This is a genomic window from Providencia sp., assembly GCF_003533305.1.
GTDB lineage: Bacteria > Pseudomonadota > Gammaproteobacteria > Enterobacterales > Enterobacteriaceae > Providencia.
The window spans coordinates 18,058-32,042 of sequence record NZ_DOEH01000021.1; the positions used below are offsets into that span (position 1 = coordinate 18,058).

Consider the following 13,985-nt stretch of genomic DNA (forward strand, 5'->3'; position numbering starts at 1 on the left):
ACAGACGCTATGAGAAGATGGACAGGTGAATCGTTCCATCTAACAAGAAAACTTTTTTGTTCTAAAAAACATTCAAATTATGGCTATACTTTCCGCTATAAACTATTTTTTAAACTTTAATCAAATATAATATATTTCTAAAATTAGAGATAAATACATTAAAATTCATTAAAAGAAGAAATCTATGAGCGAATTGAACCCTATGAATAAAAGTACAGCCTCGGTACAACGAACCGTTTTCTTCATTTCTGATGGCACTGCAATTACTGCTGAGACATTAGGTCATGCGGTATTATCACAGTTTCCGCTCGCTTTTATGTCGTATACGCTACCTTTTGTAACCTCTGAAGCACGGGCGCAAGAAATAAAATTAAAAATTAATACTATTTATGAAGAGACACAAATGCGCCCATTAGTGTTTTATTCCATTATTTCACCTGCGGTTAAAGCCATCATCACTCAGAGTTCTGGGTTTTGTCAGGACATCGTGCAAAGCCTTGTGGCCCCAATTCAACAAGAAATAGGCCTAGAGCCTGAACCCAAGCTCAATCGAACTCATGGCTTATCAATGCAAAACATGACCCAATATGATGCGCGCATTGCTGCTATTGAATATACCCTCGCACATGATGATGGCATTTCGCTACGTAATCTCGACCAAGCACAAGTTATTTTGATAGGCGTTTCTCGTTGTGGAAAAACACCAACAAGCTTATATTTAGCGATGCAATTTGGTATTCAAGCTGCCAATTATCCCTTCACCGCAGATGATATGGATAACTTGCAGCTGCCTACTGCGCTACGTGCTTACACTCATAAACTATTCGGTTTGACCATTAGTCCAGAAAGATTAGCAGCTATTCGCGAAGAGCGTCGTGAAAACAGCCGCTATGCTTCATTACGCCAATGCCGTATTGAAATTGCAGAAGTTGAAGCCTTATTTAGACAAAATAAGATCAATTATTTAAATACTACCAATTATTCTGTAGAAGAAATCTCCGCTAAAGTGATTGATAGTATGGGATTACAACGACGTATTTTTTAATACGTGCAAAGAAAATATAAAAAATAATTAATTCAATCTCAGTTGGAGGTTGAAATTGAGCCACTTTCGTTTATTGTGATCCTTATCACTGATATGGCTCAGCCTATTAAAGTTTTGAGAAAGAAAAATGCAAAAAACAGATGAATTACGCACTCAGCGTGTAGGTAGCTTAATTACGCCACAAACACTTGCTGAAGAGTTTCCTATATCCCAAAAAGTAGCCGAAAACGTGACAGCGTCACGAAAAAGAATTGAAAATATTCTCTCCGGCCAAGATCCCCGTTTACTGGTTATCGTAGGCCCTTGCTCAATACACGATATCGATGCGGCAATTGAGTATGCAAGTAAGCTAAATGTACTGCGTGAACGCTACCAAGATCGCTTGGAAATCGTGATGCGTACTTATTTTGAAAAACCGCGCACCGTCATTGGTTGGAAAGGATTAATATCTGATCCTAATTTAGATAACTCATGTCAGGTCAATACGGGCATTCGATTAGCTCGAAAATTACTGATAGAAGTTAATCAGCTAGGGCTTGCCACCGCCACTGAATTTCTCGATATGGTCACTGGGCAATATATTGCTGACCTTATTAGTTGGGGAGCGATTGGCGCACGAACCACCGAAAGCCAAATTCATCGTGAAATGGCGTCAGCCCTTTCTTGCCCTGTCGGCTTTAAAAATGGTACTGATGGTAATATCAATATCGCGATTGATGCCATTCGTGCAGCTAAAGCTCAACATATGTTTTTATCTCCCGATAAAAATGGCCAAATGACGATTTACCAAACCAAAGGTAATCCTCATGGTCACATTATTATGCGCGGGGGTAAGCAACCAAACTACAGTGCCGGCGATCTTGCCGCTGCATGTGACAAATTACGTAAATTTGAACTTGCAGAGCACTTAGTGGTTGATTTTAGCCACGGTAATTGCCAAAAAATACATCGTCGTCAATTAGAAGTGGCTCGCGATATCGCTGAACAAATTAAAGATGGGTCAACCGCAATCAGCGGCATTATGGCCGAGAGTTTCTTGGTTGAAGGTACTCAAAAAATCATACCAAACCAATCACTTGTCTATGGACAATCAATCACTGATCCATGCCTTGGTTGGGAAGATACCGAACAACTCATCGAAATTTTAGCTCAAGCTATTGACTATCGATTTAAATAATCCTCGAAATATAGACTTTTTGGCGTAGGCTTTTCATAAAGCTTATTGCCAAAATAGTCACCTCCCCCTCATTCCAACGAATATAAACTCAATTAATATATTAAAAACAATATTATTGACTAATAATTTATTATAAATATATAAAATATTTCAAAAATGTCTTGATATCCTACCTCAGCTTAACGATAATTATTCTCACTAAGAAAAATGTAATTCTTTAAGGTCTGCATGCCATTAGATACAGCAATACATTCGTTTATTTATAATAAAACATCAATCACGACAGTAAAAACTCAGTGGATAAATACCCATAAGCTGCTCAATATAAATAATAAAATAAAAATATTACATCAAAGTGATGCTATACCAACTCACGCAAACTCAAGCTAGTAAATTAATTTTAACAAAATAATATGAACGACTAATAATTTAAATAGTTAATCTGCATAAAAACACATTATTCGGCAAGCCACCCAGAACTCAATTCAGGCAGCCAGCTTTAATTTATACATAAGGAAAGGACTTCCTATGGCTAGTAACCTGATGCCCTCATCAACCACTATTATTCTTCAAGAAAAAAAATTTACTATTTCTACTCTTGCTATCGCACTTGCAATAGCCGGTTTCAGTAGCGCTCCCTTAGCTCAAAATATAAATAGTGACATCCTACATGTATCCGCACTCCCGCCTAGCACTAAAAGCATTGCAGTTGCTGAACAAGTTGATGTTATTGATGCTCAAGCGCCTGAATACCAAGCTGCTAGTTCCGCCCTTGATCTATTAAAAGGTCAGCCTGGCGTATTTGTTTCCGGTTCAGGTAGTACTTATGGCCAAAGTATTCATATGCGAGGATACGATTCACGGGGAGTTAAAATTACCGTTGATAATATCACACAAGATTTTAATTCCGGCTTATACGATGCGACCTTTATTGACCCATCTCTAATTAAAAAAGTTTATGTACATAAAGGCGCTTCTTCATTGCATCACGGCGGGGGGGCATTGGCTGGAGTCGTTTCAATGAAAACACTAAATGCAGCTGATATTTTGAAACCTGGACAAAATATGGGGGGGCGTGTTTTCAGTGGTATTAACCGTAACGATCACAGCTATTATGCAGGAGGCACATTATTAGGCCGAACAGACACTGTTGACGCCCTATTTAGTTATACCCAAAGGACAAAACAACTCAGGAGTTCTCCAGAGTTACCTCCTTTTGATAATAATGAGAAAATTCACAACTGGATGTTAAAAACGTTGTGGTTTGCCCATCCATCTTATCGCCTTGGGTTACAATTAAAAGAGTATCAGAATCATGGTATTAGTTTAAAACAACCAACAGTAATTGATACCAAACAACCTAAGTTTAAAAATACCGCCCATGAAAGAAACAGTCATCAAAAAGATATTTTGATACATCAGCACTTTACACCCAAAAACAACTTAAATTGGCAAGCAGATTGGGATATTTATTACACCGACCTCGCTTTAAGCCAACTTGATTTAATCAAAGTAAAATCAACAAAACAATACGGTACCGAAAAACGTAATCAGTACACTTATGGCACTAAATTCACCAATAGTTTTAATCTTCCTATGCACAGTTGGGTAAGCCATTATATTCAAAGTGGATTTGAATATTACCAACAAAAACAAAAGCCAAATGAACATACTATCAGTTATCCGCCAGCTGAATTATCAAATGCATCAGTTTGGCTAGCAAATGACATCACATTGCATCACTTACCAGTTACTTTTTCAGTAGGCACCCGCTTTACACAATATAAAGCATCCCGTGAAAATTTTGATGAAAATAAGCACAATAACTGGTCTTCACGTTTTGCACTTAGTGCAACACCTACTCATTGGCTAAATATTTATTCTTCATATTCAGAGGGTTATCGTACACCTCGTATGGCTGAGCTCTATAACAACTCAAACCATTTTAAAGCTTTTATTTTTAGCTCAGAGTTTAGACCATCACCTGACTTAAAACCCGAAACTAATAAAACACTAGAAGCAGGGCTAAAATTTAGTTTTGATGATCTTGCCTTCACTGGAGATTCTTTGCAGTTCGGTACTACTTATTTTAAAACTAAAGCGAAAAACCATATTGCAGTCGAAGGACGTTACACCAAAGAATACAATTGGACGCAAGGTATCTACCAATGGTTCCCCCGTGAAATATATTTCACCAATATCCCATCAGCCACAATTTATGGGGTTGATAGTTTTATTCATTATAAAACTTATTGGTTCGATTTAAATATCAGTCATAACAGAACTATTGGTGAAGAAGATGATACTCATTATTCCCTTTCATCAGTTCGACCTGAAACTTACCTTGTTAGATTAAATGCACCAATAGCGGCCACTGGATTCAACCTAGGTTGGGTTGGTGAGTTTTCGGCAAAAACAGCACTTGAAGGCAATTCAACCTATAAATTAGCGCAGCATAAATCAGATAAAGGCTTAGATCGTTATCACAAAGAAGTCATTCAATACCCAGGATACCAACTACATGATTTTTATGTAAATTATCAAGCAGATCAATTTATTGAAGGGTTGAGTTCAACTTTAGCATTAAAAAATGCCTTTGATACACAATACGTTTCATCAATGGGGGTACCACAAGAAGGTAGAAACTTCTATTTCAGTATGAATTATAAGTGGTAACCAACAAAATTGCTGACGCGTTGTTATGGATAAGTTGTTATCAAAAAAGTGATATCAGATGACTACGATAATAAAACAAAAACTTCATCGTCAGTATTTAGCTAATAACCAAGAATATTAAAGGCTTGCAGTACCCTACATTCATACAAGTGTTATTAATACCAAGTAACCTGCAAATTAACAATAACTATATTAATACTAAGGAAATAATAGTGAATACAATACTCTTTGAACGCTACCAACAAGCAAAAAAAGAAAATAAAGGAAAATATACTCGAAATTTGGCAGATCACCTTAATGTTTCTGAGGCAGAAATTTTGCATAGTCGTGTTAGTAAAGATGGTTCCCAACGATTATCAGCAAACATCCCTGACTTACTCCAAGCACTATCAACGATTGGTGAAGTTAAAGCAATTACACGTAATGAATTCGCCATTAGTCAGCAAATAGGTCAATACGATAATGCCAAGTTTAGCTCACATGCAGGCTTATTTTTAAACCCTAGAGGATTAGACCTTAGAATGTTTTTTGCACAATGGGATAGTGTATTTGCATTAAATGAAAATATTAGTAATGGAGAACATCACAGCATTCAGTTTTTCGATAAACACGGAGATGCACTACATAAAGTCTATGCAACTGAACACACTGATATGTCTGCATGGAATGCGCTGATCAAACAGTATGCTACAGAGCATAATCCTGAATTAATAATTAACAAAGTACAACCATTCTCAGAACAGCCTATTAATGAAGCATTAGCGCAACAACTCGAACAACAATGGCGTAGCATGACCGACGTTCACCAATTTTTTATTTTGTTGAAAAATAACAATCTAAGTCGCCAACAAGTCTTTCGTGCGGTCAGTGATGAGCTTGCTTGGCAAGTTCCAATCAATTCACTTTCTCAATTACTATCAATTGCTCATGAGCAACAAAATGAAATTATGCTTTTTGTTGGCAACCGTGGTTGTGTGCAAATATTTACCGGTTTAATTGAACGTTTATCCCCTCTTTTTGAAGAAGACTCCGGTATCAACTGGCTGAATGTTTTCAACTCAAATTTCACCTTACATATGATCGAAAATGGTGTAACCGAATGTTGGGTAACCCAAAAACCCACTCAAGATGGTTTTGTAACCAGCTTAGAAGTTTTTGATAGAAATGGTAATCAAATCATACAAATGTATGGCCAGCGTACCGAAGGTGAGCCTGAACAAAAAATATGGCGCGATCAAATTCTCTCATTACCGAAAATTTAATTAATTAGGTAAATAATATGAAAAAATGGCTTTTAATGGTAGGGATCATGGTAGTCATCACGATAACAACACTGAATGCACAAGCATCAGACCGTATTGTTACTTTGGGTGGTGATGTGACTGAAATTGTGTTTGCCTTAGGTTCTGGCTCTCAAGTCGTGGCTCGTGACAGCACCAGCCGACATCCTGAAGCTGCATTCAAGCTACCGGACGTTGGTTACATGAGAATGCTTAACGCTGAAGGTGTGCTCTCTATGCATCCTACTTTAGTGATCGCCAGTGCTCTCGCTAAACCATCAATGGCATTATCACAAATTGAAAAAAATGGTGTACGAGTAATCAAAGTTACTGGTGTCCCTACCTTAAAAGCCATTCCTGACAAAATTTCAACAATAGCCTCTGCGCTTGGTAAAACTGAGCAAGGAAAAGAGCTAATACAACGTTTTAACCAAGAACTTAGCAAGGTAAATACCACTAGTATTAATAAAAAAATCATGTTCATTATGAGTCATAGCGGCGTTTTACCTCTTGCGGCAGGAAAACAAACCGCAGCTGACAGTATGATCCTCGCTCTTGGCGCACAAAATGCATTAAGCGAGTTTAACCATTATCGCCCTCTTTCACCTGAAGGGGTAATAGCAAGTCAACCTGACTTAATTATTGTTGGTAAAGAGAGCATTAAATCACTGGGTGGAATAGATAAAATTTGGTTGTTACCCGGTATGGCAATGACAACCGCAGCTAAAAATAAAGCCTTATTGGTAGTCGATGATATGGGCATGCTCAGCTTTAGTTTAGGCACACCCGCCGTCATGAATCAGATACGTGAAGCGTTAGAGAAATTGCCATGAATCTAACTAAATACCCTATTCGAAGTGTTATTGCGATGCTATTCGCTCTTATCGGGATTGTGATAATAGTTTCTAATACTGGCGCAATGGATCTCTCGTTTAAAGTTTTGTGGTCGCGCCCTATTAGCGATCCGCTATGGCAAATTTGGCTCAATATCCGACTACCTCGTATTGTATTAGCCATTCTTGTTGGGCTCGCCCTCGCCGTATCGGGCACGATAATGCAAGGGCTATTTCGTAATTCACTCGCAGATCCGAGCTTACTCGGCATCAGTAGTGGTGCCGCATTTAGTGTCGCTATATTTATAGTATTTTCCATTTCGCTACCCGATACATTACAAAACTACGGCTACATAGGTGCCGCTTTCATCGGAAGCTTATTCGTTTCAATACTAATTTTCAGCTTGAACCGTTATTCCAATGGAAATTTAACAACGTTATTACTTGCTGGAATTGCCATCAATGCTTTAGCTATGTCATTAATTGGCGTGCTAAGTTATATCAGTGATGATCAGCAATTACGGACATTTAGCCTTTGGATGATGGGAACCTTAGTTAATGGAGATTGGTCACTAATTACTGTCGCCGCCACCGTTATTTTATTGACTTGTTTTATTTGCCTCTGGCAGAGCAACAAACTCAATATCCTTCAATTGGGTGATGAAGATGCTCATTATTTAGGCCTAAACGTTGCACAAACTAAATTTATTTTATTGTTTTTAAGTGCATTGCTTATTGGTTGTGCTGTTGCCATGAGTGGTGTTATTGGCTTTATCGGATTGGTCATACCTCACTTGGTCCGTATGACGTTAGGCGCTGACCACAGATGGTTAATCGTGGGCTCTGCACTCGCAGGTGCCATTTTATTATTAATGGCGGACACTCTAGCCCGAACATTAGTCACGCCAGCTGAAATTCCTGTTGGACTCATTACTGGGTTGATTGGCGCACCTTACTTTTTATGGCTAATCTTACGTAAAGCAAATAGGAGGCATTAACTTCATGTCGTTAATTCAACAAGCTATTATTAAAACTCAGCGACATACCTCCCACCTGTTAGAAGCACACAACCTTAGTTACAAAATCAATAATAAGCTATTAATTGATGATATTAGCTTCACCCTTGGCACCCATGAAATAGTCGCCATTATCGGCCCCAATGGCGCAGGAAAATCTAGCTTACTAAAACTATTGACCGGCTTTGTGACACCAACCACTGGTGAATGCTTACTTGATGGATATTCTTTATTAGATTGGCAAGTAAATAAATTAGCTCAAAAGCGTGCCGTCATGAAGCAACATAGCCATATCGCATTTGATTTCACTGTTGAAGATATTATTTCAATGGGAAGAATTCCTCATGGCACACTAAATAAACAGCAAGCGATTGAAGAATCGATGCAACAAACGGATTGTACCCATTTACGCTATTGCGAATACCGCCAACTTTCAGGTGGAGAGCAGCAACGAGTACAACTCACCCGTTCACTTGCACAGATTTGGCAGCCAGTTAATGTGCCTGTTTGCTTATTTCTTGACGAACCCACTTCTGCATTAGATCTTCATCACCAACAGCATACATTGCGGCTATTACGTCGATTAACTCGTGAACGCCCTTTAGGTGTATGTTGTGTTTTACATGATCTCAATCTAGCAGCGCTTTACGCTGATCGGGTATATATACTGCACCAAGGTAAAAAAGTCAGTGAAGGTAGCGTATCTAGCGTTTTAACCACTGAAAATTTAACACGCTGGTATAAAGCCGACTTAACGGTTATTCCACACCCTGAAACTTTAAAGCCTCATATTTGTTTACGCCAATAAATGCGTTTTTTGATTATCTGAATAATATCATTCATCTCTACGCACTATACATTGATTAAATAGCAATCAATGTATAGTGCAATTGGTGTATAACTCTCAAAATCTAACCAGTACTAATACTATCAATAATTAATCACTCTGTTTAAATCTATTATTATTAACTATTACACCACTTAATTGATTATTTTCAGCATTTAACTTCAAATCACTCATTTCGGAATTTCCTGTTGATTATTGTTATTTCCGCCACTTCATATCAAATTTAAGTTAAATTAATTTTTCAATAGTTTACTTGGTTAATAAAATCGAACAGCTTCAACAATATATTTGAATATTATTTAAATTGATAAAATTATTAATAAATTCATCATGAGATATTAGGTTAATACATTGATTTTAATGAACTTTAAACATTCATCACTGTATGTTTAAATTGTCTGTTTTTTTAAAACCTATCGTAACAATAGTTATTCTCACTAAAAAACCGCACGTTTAGCCTATCGATATATCGGAAAAACAGGAAGAATAGACCCTAATTTCCAGAGCTATTATTAGTAATTAATGAACAATAACCTACGATAGTAGGAGGTAAATATGTCAGAAAGTGTAGTCAACGAGATTATTAAATGGCTAGAAAGCCAGTTGCAGCGCAATGAAGGCATCAAAATTGATACGATAGCCGACAAAAGCGGATATTCAAAATGGCATTTGCAGCGTGTTTTCAAAGAGATGAAAGGATGCACGCTAGGTGAATATGTTCGTAAACGTCGTTTATTAGAAGCAGCTAAATCCTTACGTGAAGGCAATTTGCCTATCCTTGATATTGCATTGCAATACGGTTTTAGCTCTCAAGCAACTTTTACGCGGATCTTCAAAAAACATTTTGATACAACACCTGCAAAATTTCGCCAAATAGGTGAAATGCCTGAGTGTAAAGCGTTTATGACCTGTAGCTGCTAATCACCAAGTAAATTGAATTGTAAGAATACCATTCCTTCCTATTAGTTTTTTATTTTCAAATATTGAAGTCTATGTCTGAGCCGATTAAATCGGCTCTTTTTTTAGCTCAGTTCATGAACTAACCAGTGTTCTAAATCCGCTAATTGTTCAGCTAAATCTGGCCACTGCTGAGTCATTTGTTGAATTAATGTTCTAATAGTATTAGCTTGGTAAACTCGACCTGTAAGCTGGTTACTCATCCACTCAAGTGGTGATGGGTCTAGACTATCAGTATAAAATTGGCAACGGGTGATAATCCCTTTTTCAATATCAAAGTGAAACTCAATACCACCCCATGAAAAACGTGTATCTGAATAATGAGAAAATGCAGGAGCTTGCCCAAAATTCCATTCCCAGCTACTTTGCTTGGCAAAAGTTTCTGCAAAATTAGGTAGGTCAGGCAATTTGTCAGGTGAAATATATTCAGCGACAACTGTTTCACCGTAATGACTGAAAAAACTATTAATTATGCCTTCGCACACTTTTTCATGACTGATATCCGATACCAGTTCGCATAGGTTAGCAACTCTAGAGCGAACAGAAGTGATCCCTTTAGCCTGTAACTTTTTCGGATCTGGGTTCAAATAGTTAGCCAGTCGATTTAAATCGGTATTAATGAGTAACGTGCCATGATGAAAACCTCTATCACGAGTTTCCCTATATGCTGATCCCGATATTTTTCTGGGCCCATTGTCGGTATTTAAAACTAAGTCATTTCGACCTGAAACCTGAGCATCAATTCCAACTTGAGCTAATCCGTTTACAATAATTTGTGTAGAAATAGTTTTATCGTATTCAGGTTTTCCTGCCATAAAAGTAAAGCAGGTATTACCCAAATCTTGAAATACAGCGCCACCGCCACTACTTCGGCGTGCCAGACGCACATTATCTTCTTCCATACGGCGTGTATTACATTCTTTCCAAGGGTTTTGCGCGCGACCAATAACCACGGTATCCGCATTACGCCATAAGAACATCACTCGTTGGTCTGCAGACATTTGACGAAAAATAGTTTCTTCAACCGCAAGGTTAAACCAAGGATCGAAGGATTCTGAGATGAGTAAACGTAACGTTGACATTAGGCTATCCTAGAAACAAAATTTACGTCTAAGATAGCATAATCATTGAAGAAATAATGGTGAAAACACAGAAATTAGATACGTCTTGCTTGCCAAAACACTTTTCGCCAATAGACATTTTCGAGTGATGAACGAATAACACCTTTACTAGTTGATGCATGAATAAATGTATTATCTGTATCGTAAATACCAACATGCAGGCCATTTTCACCTGAACCGGTTTTGAAAAAAACTAAATCTCCAGGCATTAAATCTGATTTTTCTATTCGAGTACCAAGCTGAGTTTGATCAACTGTAGTTCGCGGTAATTGAATGGCGAAGCGATCATTAAAAGTACGATAGACAAAACCCGAGCAATCCACACCGTTTTGGCTCATTCCACCATAATGGTAAGGTGTGCCATACCATTGTTGTAACTGATCTTTTAACTGCGCTATCGTCATAATTGGATCAGAGAGCTGTGTTTTTAAAGGGGGCGCAGGCGTTCGTTTAACTGATGTTGATGAACATCCGATTAGCACCAAACAAAGCAGCAATGGAAGGTGTTGTATTTTCATTATCATAGCGCACCCTAACAAGTTACAGTTAAAACATATGCTTAATCTAACATCATAATGAGCAATGCATGAAAAATATACAATTAATCGATAAATGCATCTTACTTAATATTTTTTGTTTGCTGAACTGTCGGACGGCTAATGAGCCATACCCCAAGCAAAATGAATCCAATTCCGGCTGCTTTAAGCCATGTCGCAGGTTCATTAAACCAAGGTAATACTACTGCCAGAATATAAACAAAAACATAACTCAGGCTAATTAGCGGATAGGCTTTATTTAGTGCAATAAATTTAAGTGCAAATAACCAACATAGCATCGATAAGGCATAGCATACTAAACCAACAAAAATAATGCTTAAGCTCACTGTATTTGCCAGAAGCCAATCAATTTGCAACCAATGCCAACCTAATGCGAACGAAGGCAGTTCCATCACACCCGCTTTGAGACTCAATTGAGCGATTGTCACTAAAATCGCACTACCCAATACCCATAAGTAGCCTTTATTCATATACTGATACTCATTAGCAAAATGCCAAACATAATTGAAATAACACCTAACCAATGTTTAAACCCAGTTTGTTCATGATAAACAAACTGGCCAATCAATGTAACCAACACAAAATTGATACTTAGCATGGGATAAGCAATACTTAATGGCATACTTTCTAACAGTTTTAACCAAAAAAGCATCCCTAGCCCAAGCATCAATACCGCTAGCACCAACCAACGAATGGCTGATGCTGCTTTATTAGTGTTATCACCTTGCCAACAAACCACGGCTTGCTTTTGTGCAATTTGCCCGACACAGGTTAATACACTAACGAATAATAAAAGCGATAATTGCGTAATCATTGCTTATGATAAACCACAATGGCCATACGCGAATTTTGAATCACCTCATCTGGCTTAGGGATATCTGGTAGACCATCCTTACGCTTAAGTAAGAACACTACGGTTACCTGCCCTTCTTTTCGTGCTTTTTCTAACCAAGCAGCAAAGTTTTCAGGCTTAACCAGTCGGTGTTGGCTATCTGGATATTCAAGTCCATAAGTCAATTCGCCACTACTATTATAAAGGTAGATTTGTGAGTTTTGGGTTTCCCATGCTAATCCTGCCGCAACGCCAACATTACTCGCCATCAAATACCGGCTATTCATTAATAAATCATGATTTTGATGAATAAAGTTCTGTGGTAGTTTTGAATCAATCGTGTTGTTTGGTAAAGCGCTACCGATACATAAACTGACTGCTAATGAGCAAGATGCAGCCCATAACCAATATTTAGCATTCAATACAGTACACAGATAGCCAATAATTGCCCAGATGGAAAATGCAACCACCCCTAAAACCATTTTTGACCATTCGTCAGGTTCATATAAAGGTTTTTTAATCACTGAACTCACGACAATTACTGCGATCACTGCGGCGATACCAATGATAATATTAATGATCCCATTCGCTTTCAATGCAGCCATTTTGCCATTACGAACACAATCAACACCAAATTTTGCCATCAGTAACGCTAATGGTGCCATAAATGGCAGCATATAAGTCGGTAATTTACCACGAGAAATACTAAAAAAGATAACCGGAACAATAAACCAACACAATAAAAAGAACATATCAGGGCTTGATTTACGCTCTTTCCAACCTTTAATTAATGCCCCAGGTAATAAGCCAGCCCAAGGAATAGCACCCAATATAATAATAGGGATGTAATACCAAAAAGGAGCCACGTGCTGCGCATCATCTGCTGTAAAACGCTTAACATGCTCGACCCAGAAAAAATAATTCCAGTAATCAGGCTCTTGCTGAGCTATCGCCAACGCCCAAGGCAAGCTAATTAAGATCGCAAAAATAATGGCTATTGGGCCATATTTTATCATTTCAAGGAAACGTTTTTGATAGAGAGTAATCGGGATCATCACAATGACGGGGATTGCCAAAGCTAAAAACCCTTTAGTCATAAATGCCATACCACAGGCAAGCCCCAAACAAGCCCATGCCGCTAGCTTGGTTTTAACTTCTCGTGCTTTCATCGCCCATAAACAGCAATACATACTTGCCGCTATCCACAGAGATAGCATCGGGTCAAGTACGCTATAGGTACCAACAGAAAAAACCAAAAACATAGAGATATAAATGAAGCTAGCAACAAAAGCGACATGATTATTTCTCCACATCATTTTAGCCATACGATAAACAAGTAAGGCACTGAGAAAAATACAAAATACAGAGCCAAAACGCACCGCAAAGTTAGTTTCACCAAAAATCATTTGGCTAATATTATTAATCCAATATCCTGCGACGGGTTTTTCAAAATAACGCACATCTAACATGTACGGAACAATCCAGTCTCCACGCTGTAGCATTTCACGGCTAATTTCTGCATAACGCGTTTCATCAGGTTGCCAAAGTAAACGGCTGTTCAACGGCAAAAAATAAGTCAGGATAAAAAAAAGAGCCAGCAGAGAGGCTCCTACTTTGCTCGCTCGGTTATTCAACATACGTCTG

At 38.0% G+C, this 13,985-nt stretch carries 13 protein-coding genes; 8 read left to right on the forward strand and 5 right to left on the reverse strand.

Annotation, left to right across the window (positions count from 1 at the left end; all coding sequences use genetic code 11):
* The first annotated feature begins 184 nt into the window (after positions 1-184).
* The 8 genes from DD649_RS12590 (at position 185) to DD649_RS12625 (ending at position 9,795) form a co-directional block, all read left to right on the forward strand.
* Positions 185-1,045 (forward strand): pyruvate, water dikinase regulatory protein, encoded by an 861-nt coding sequence (locus DD649_RS12590; protein ID WP_294107388.1) that lies wholly within the window; start codon positions 185-187, stop codon positions 1,043-1,045.
* A gap of 127 nt (positions 1,046-1,172) precedes the next feature.
* Positions 1,173-2,222: a 3-deoxy-7-phosphoheptulonate synthase gene (locus DD649_RS12595; RefSeq protein ID WP_294107390.1), complete on the forward strand. Its 1,050-nt coding sequence runs from the start codon at positions 1,173-1,175 to the stop codon at positions 2,220-2,222.
* A gap of 528 nt (positions 2,223-2,750) precedes the next feature.
* The gene (locus DD649_RS12600; protein ID WP_294107392.1) at positions 2,751-4,898 is read left to right on the forward strand and encodes a TonB-dependent hemoglobin/transferrin/lactoferrin family receptor; all 2,148 of its coding nucleotides are present in this window, start codon (positions 2,751-2,753) and stop codon (positions 4,896-4,898) included.
* 212 nt (positions 4,899-5,110) lie between these two features.
* Positions 5,111-6,160, forward strand: coding sequence for a ChuX/HutX family heme-like substrate-binding protein (locus DD649_RS12605; RefSeq protein WP_294107394.1), 1,050 nt, complete (start codon positions 5,111-5,113; stop codon positions 6,158-6,160).
* A 17-nt stretch (positions 6,161-6,177) separates the two neighbouring features.
* A complete protein-coding gene (locus DD649_RS12610) occupies positions 6,178-7,011 on the forward strand; it encodes a hemin ABC transporter substrate-binding protein (RefSeq protein ID WP_336430819.1) in 834 nt (277 codons plus the stop codon).
* A complete protein-coding gene (locus DD649_RS12615; RefSeq protein WP_294107398.1) occupies positions 7,008-8,009 on the forward strand; it encodes an iron chelate uptake ABC transporter family permease subunit in 1,002 nt (333 codons plus the stop codon). The genes DD649_RS12610 and DD649_RS12615 overlap by 4 nt, the downstream gene beginning before the upstream one ends.
* A 4-nt stretch (positions 8,010-8,013) precedes the next feature.
* Entirely contained in the window at positions 8,014-8,835 is an 822-nt protein-coding gene (locus tag DD649_RS12620; RefSeq protein ID WP_294107401.1) for a heme ABC transporter ATP-binding protein, read from the forward strand.
* A gap of 594 nt (positions 8,836-9,429) precedes the next feature.
* Positions 9,430-9,795, forward strand: a complete 366-nt coding sequence (locus DD649_RS12625) for a helix-turn-helix domain-containing protein (RefSeq protein WP_294107403.1) — start codon at positions 9,430-9,432, stop codon at positions 9,793-9,795.
* A 101-nt stretch (positions 9,796-9,896) separates the two neighbouring features.
* On the opposite strand, the gene DD649_RS12630 is transcribed toward DD649_RS12625, so the two are convergent.
* From DD649_RS12630 to arnT, 5 genes are all read right to left on the reverse strand, one after another.
* Positions 9,897-10,913, reverse strand: a complete 1,017-nt coding sequence (locus DD649_RS12630; RefSeq protein ID WP_294107405.1) for a lipoate--protein ligase — start codon at positions 10,911-10,913, stop codon at positions 9,897-9,899.
* A gap of 74 nt (positions 10,914-10,987) precedes the next feature.
* Positions 10,988-11,476: an NlpC/P60 family protein gene (locus DD649_RS12635; RefSeq protein ID WP_294107407.1), complete on the reverse strand. Its 489-nt coding sequence runs from the start codon at positions 11,474-11,476 to the stop codon at positions 10,988-10,990.
* A 95-nt stretch (positions 11,477-11,571) separates the two neighbouring features.
* A complete protein-coding gene (arnF, locus tag DD649_RS12640; RefSeq protein WP_294107409.1) occupies positions 11,572-11,979 on the reverse strand; it encodes a 4-amino-4-deoxy-L-arabinose-phosphoundecaprenol flippase subunit ArnF in 408 nt (135 codons plus the stop codon).
* A complete protein-coding gene (gene arnE, locus DD649_RS12645; protein ID WP_336430820.1) occupies positions 11,976-12,323 on the reverse strand; it encodes a 4-amino-4-deoxy-L-arabinose-phosphoundecaprenol flippase subunit ArnE in 348 nt (115 codons plus the stop codon). Before arnE ends, arnF begins: the two co-directional genes overlap by 4 nt.
* The gene (gene arnT / locus DD649_RS12650) at positions 12,320-13,978 is read right to left on the reverse strand and encodes a lipid IV(A) 4-amino-4-deoxy-L-arabinosyltransferase (protein ID WP_336430821.1); all 1,659 of its coding nucleotides are present in this window, start codon (positions 13,976-13,978) and stop codon (positions 12,320-12,322) included. Before arnT ends, arnE begins: the two co-directional genes overlap by 4 nt.
* Positions 13,979-13,985: the final 7 nt, after the last annotated feature.

Bases quoted from the DNA above. Each gene is read 5' to 3' on its own strand.
- DD649_RS12600 (WP_294107392.1), top strand. From the start codon at position 2,751: ATGGCTAGTAACCTGATGCCCTCATCAACCACTATTATTCTTCAAGAA.
- DD649_RS12630 (WP_294107405.1), bottom strand. From the start codon at position 10,913: ATGTCAACGTTACGTTTACTCATCTCAGAATCCTTCGATCCTTGGTTT.
- arnE (WP_336430820.1), bottom strand. From the start codon at position 12,323: ATGATTACGCAATTATCGCTTTTATTATTCGTTAGTGTATTAACCTGT.
- DD649_RS12625 (WP_294107403.1), top strand. From the start codon at position 9,430: ATGTCAGAAAGTGTAGTCAACGAGATTATTAAATGGCTAGAAAGCCAG.
- arnF (WP_294107409.1), bottom strand. From the start codon at position 11,979: ATGAATAAAGGCTACTTATGGGTATTGGGTAGTGCGATTTTAGTGACA.
- DD649_RS12615 (WP_294107398.1), top strand. From the start codon at position 7,008: ATGAATCTAACTAAATACCCTATTCGAAGTGTTATTGCGATGCTATTC.
- DD649_RS12595 (WP_294107390.1), top strand. From the start codon at position 1,173: ATGCAAAAAACAGATGAATTACGCACTCAGCGTGTAGGTAGCTTAATT.
- DD649_RS12610 (WP_336430819.1), top strand. From the start codon at position 6,178: ATGAAAAAATGGCTTTTAATGGTAGGGATCATGGTAGTCATCACGATA.
- DD649_RS12635 (WP_294107407.1), bottom strand. From the start codon at position 11,476: ATGATAATGAAAATACAACACCTTCCATTGCTGCTTTGTTTGGTGCTA.
- DD649_RS12620 (WP_294107401.1), top strand. From the start codon at position 8,014: ATGTCGTTAATTCAACAAGCTATTATTAAAACTCAGCGACATACCTCC.
- arnT (WP_336430821.1), bottom strand. From the start codon at position 13,978: ATGTTGAATAACCGAGCGAGCAAAGTAGGAGCCTCTCTGCTGGCTCTT.
- DD649_RS12590 (WP_294107388.1), top strand. From the start codon at position 185: ATGAGCGAATTGAACCCTATGAATAAAAGTACAGCCTCGGTACAACGA.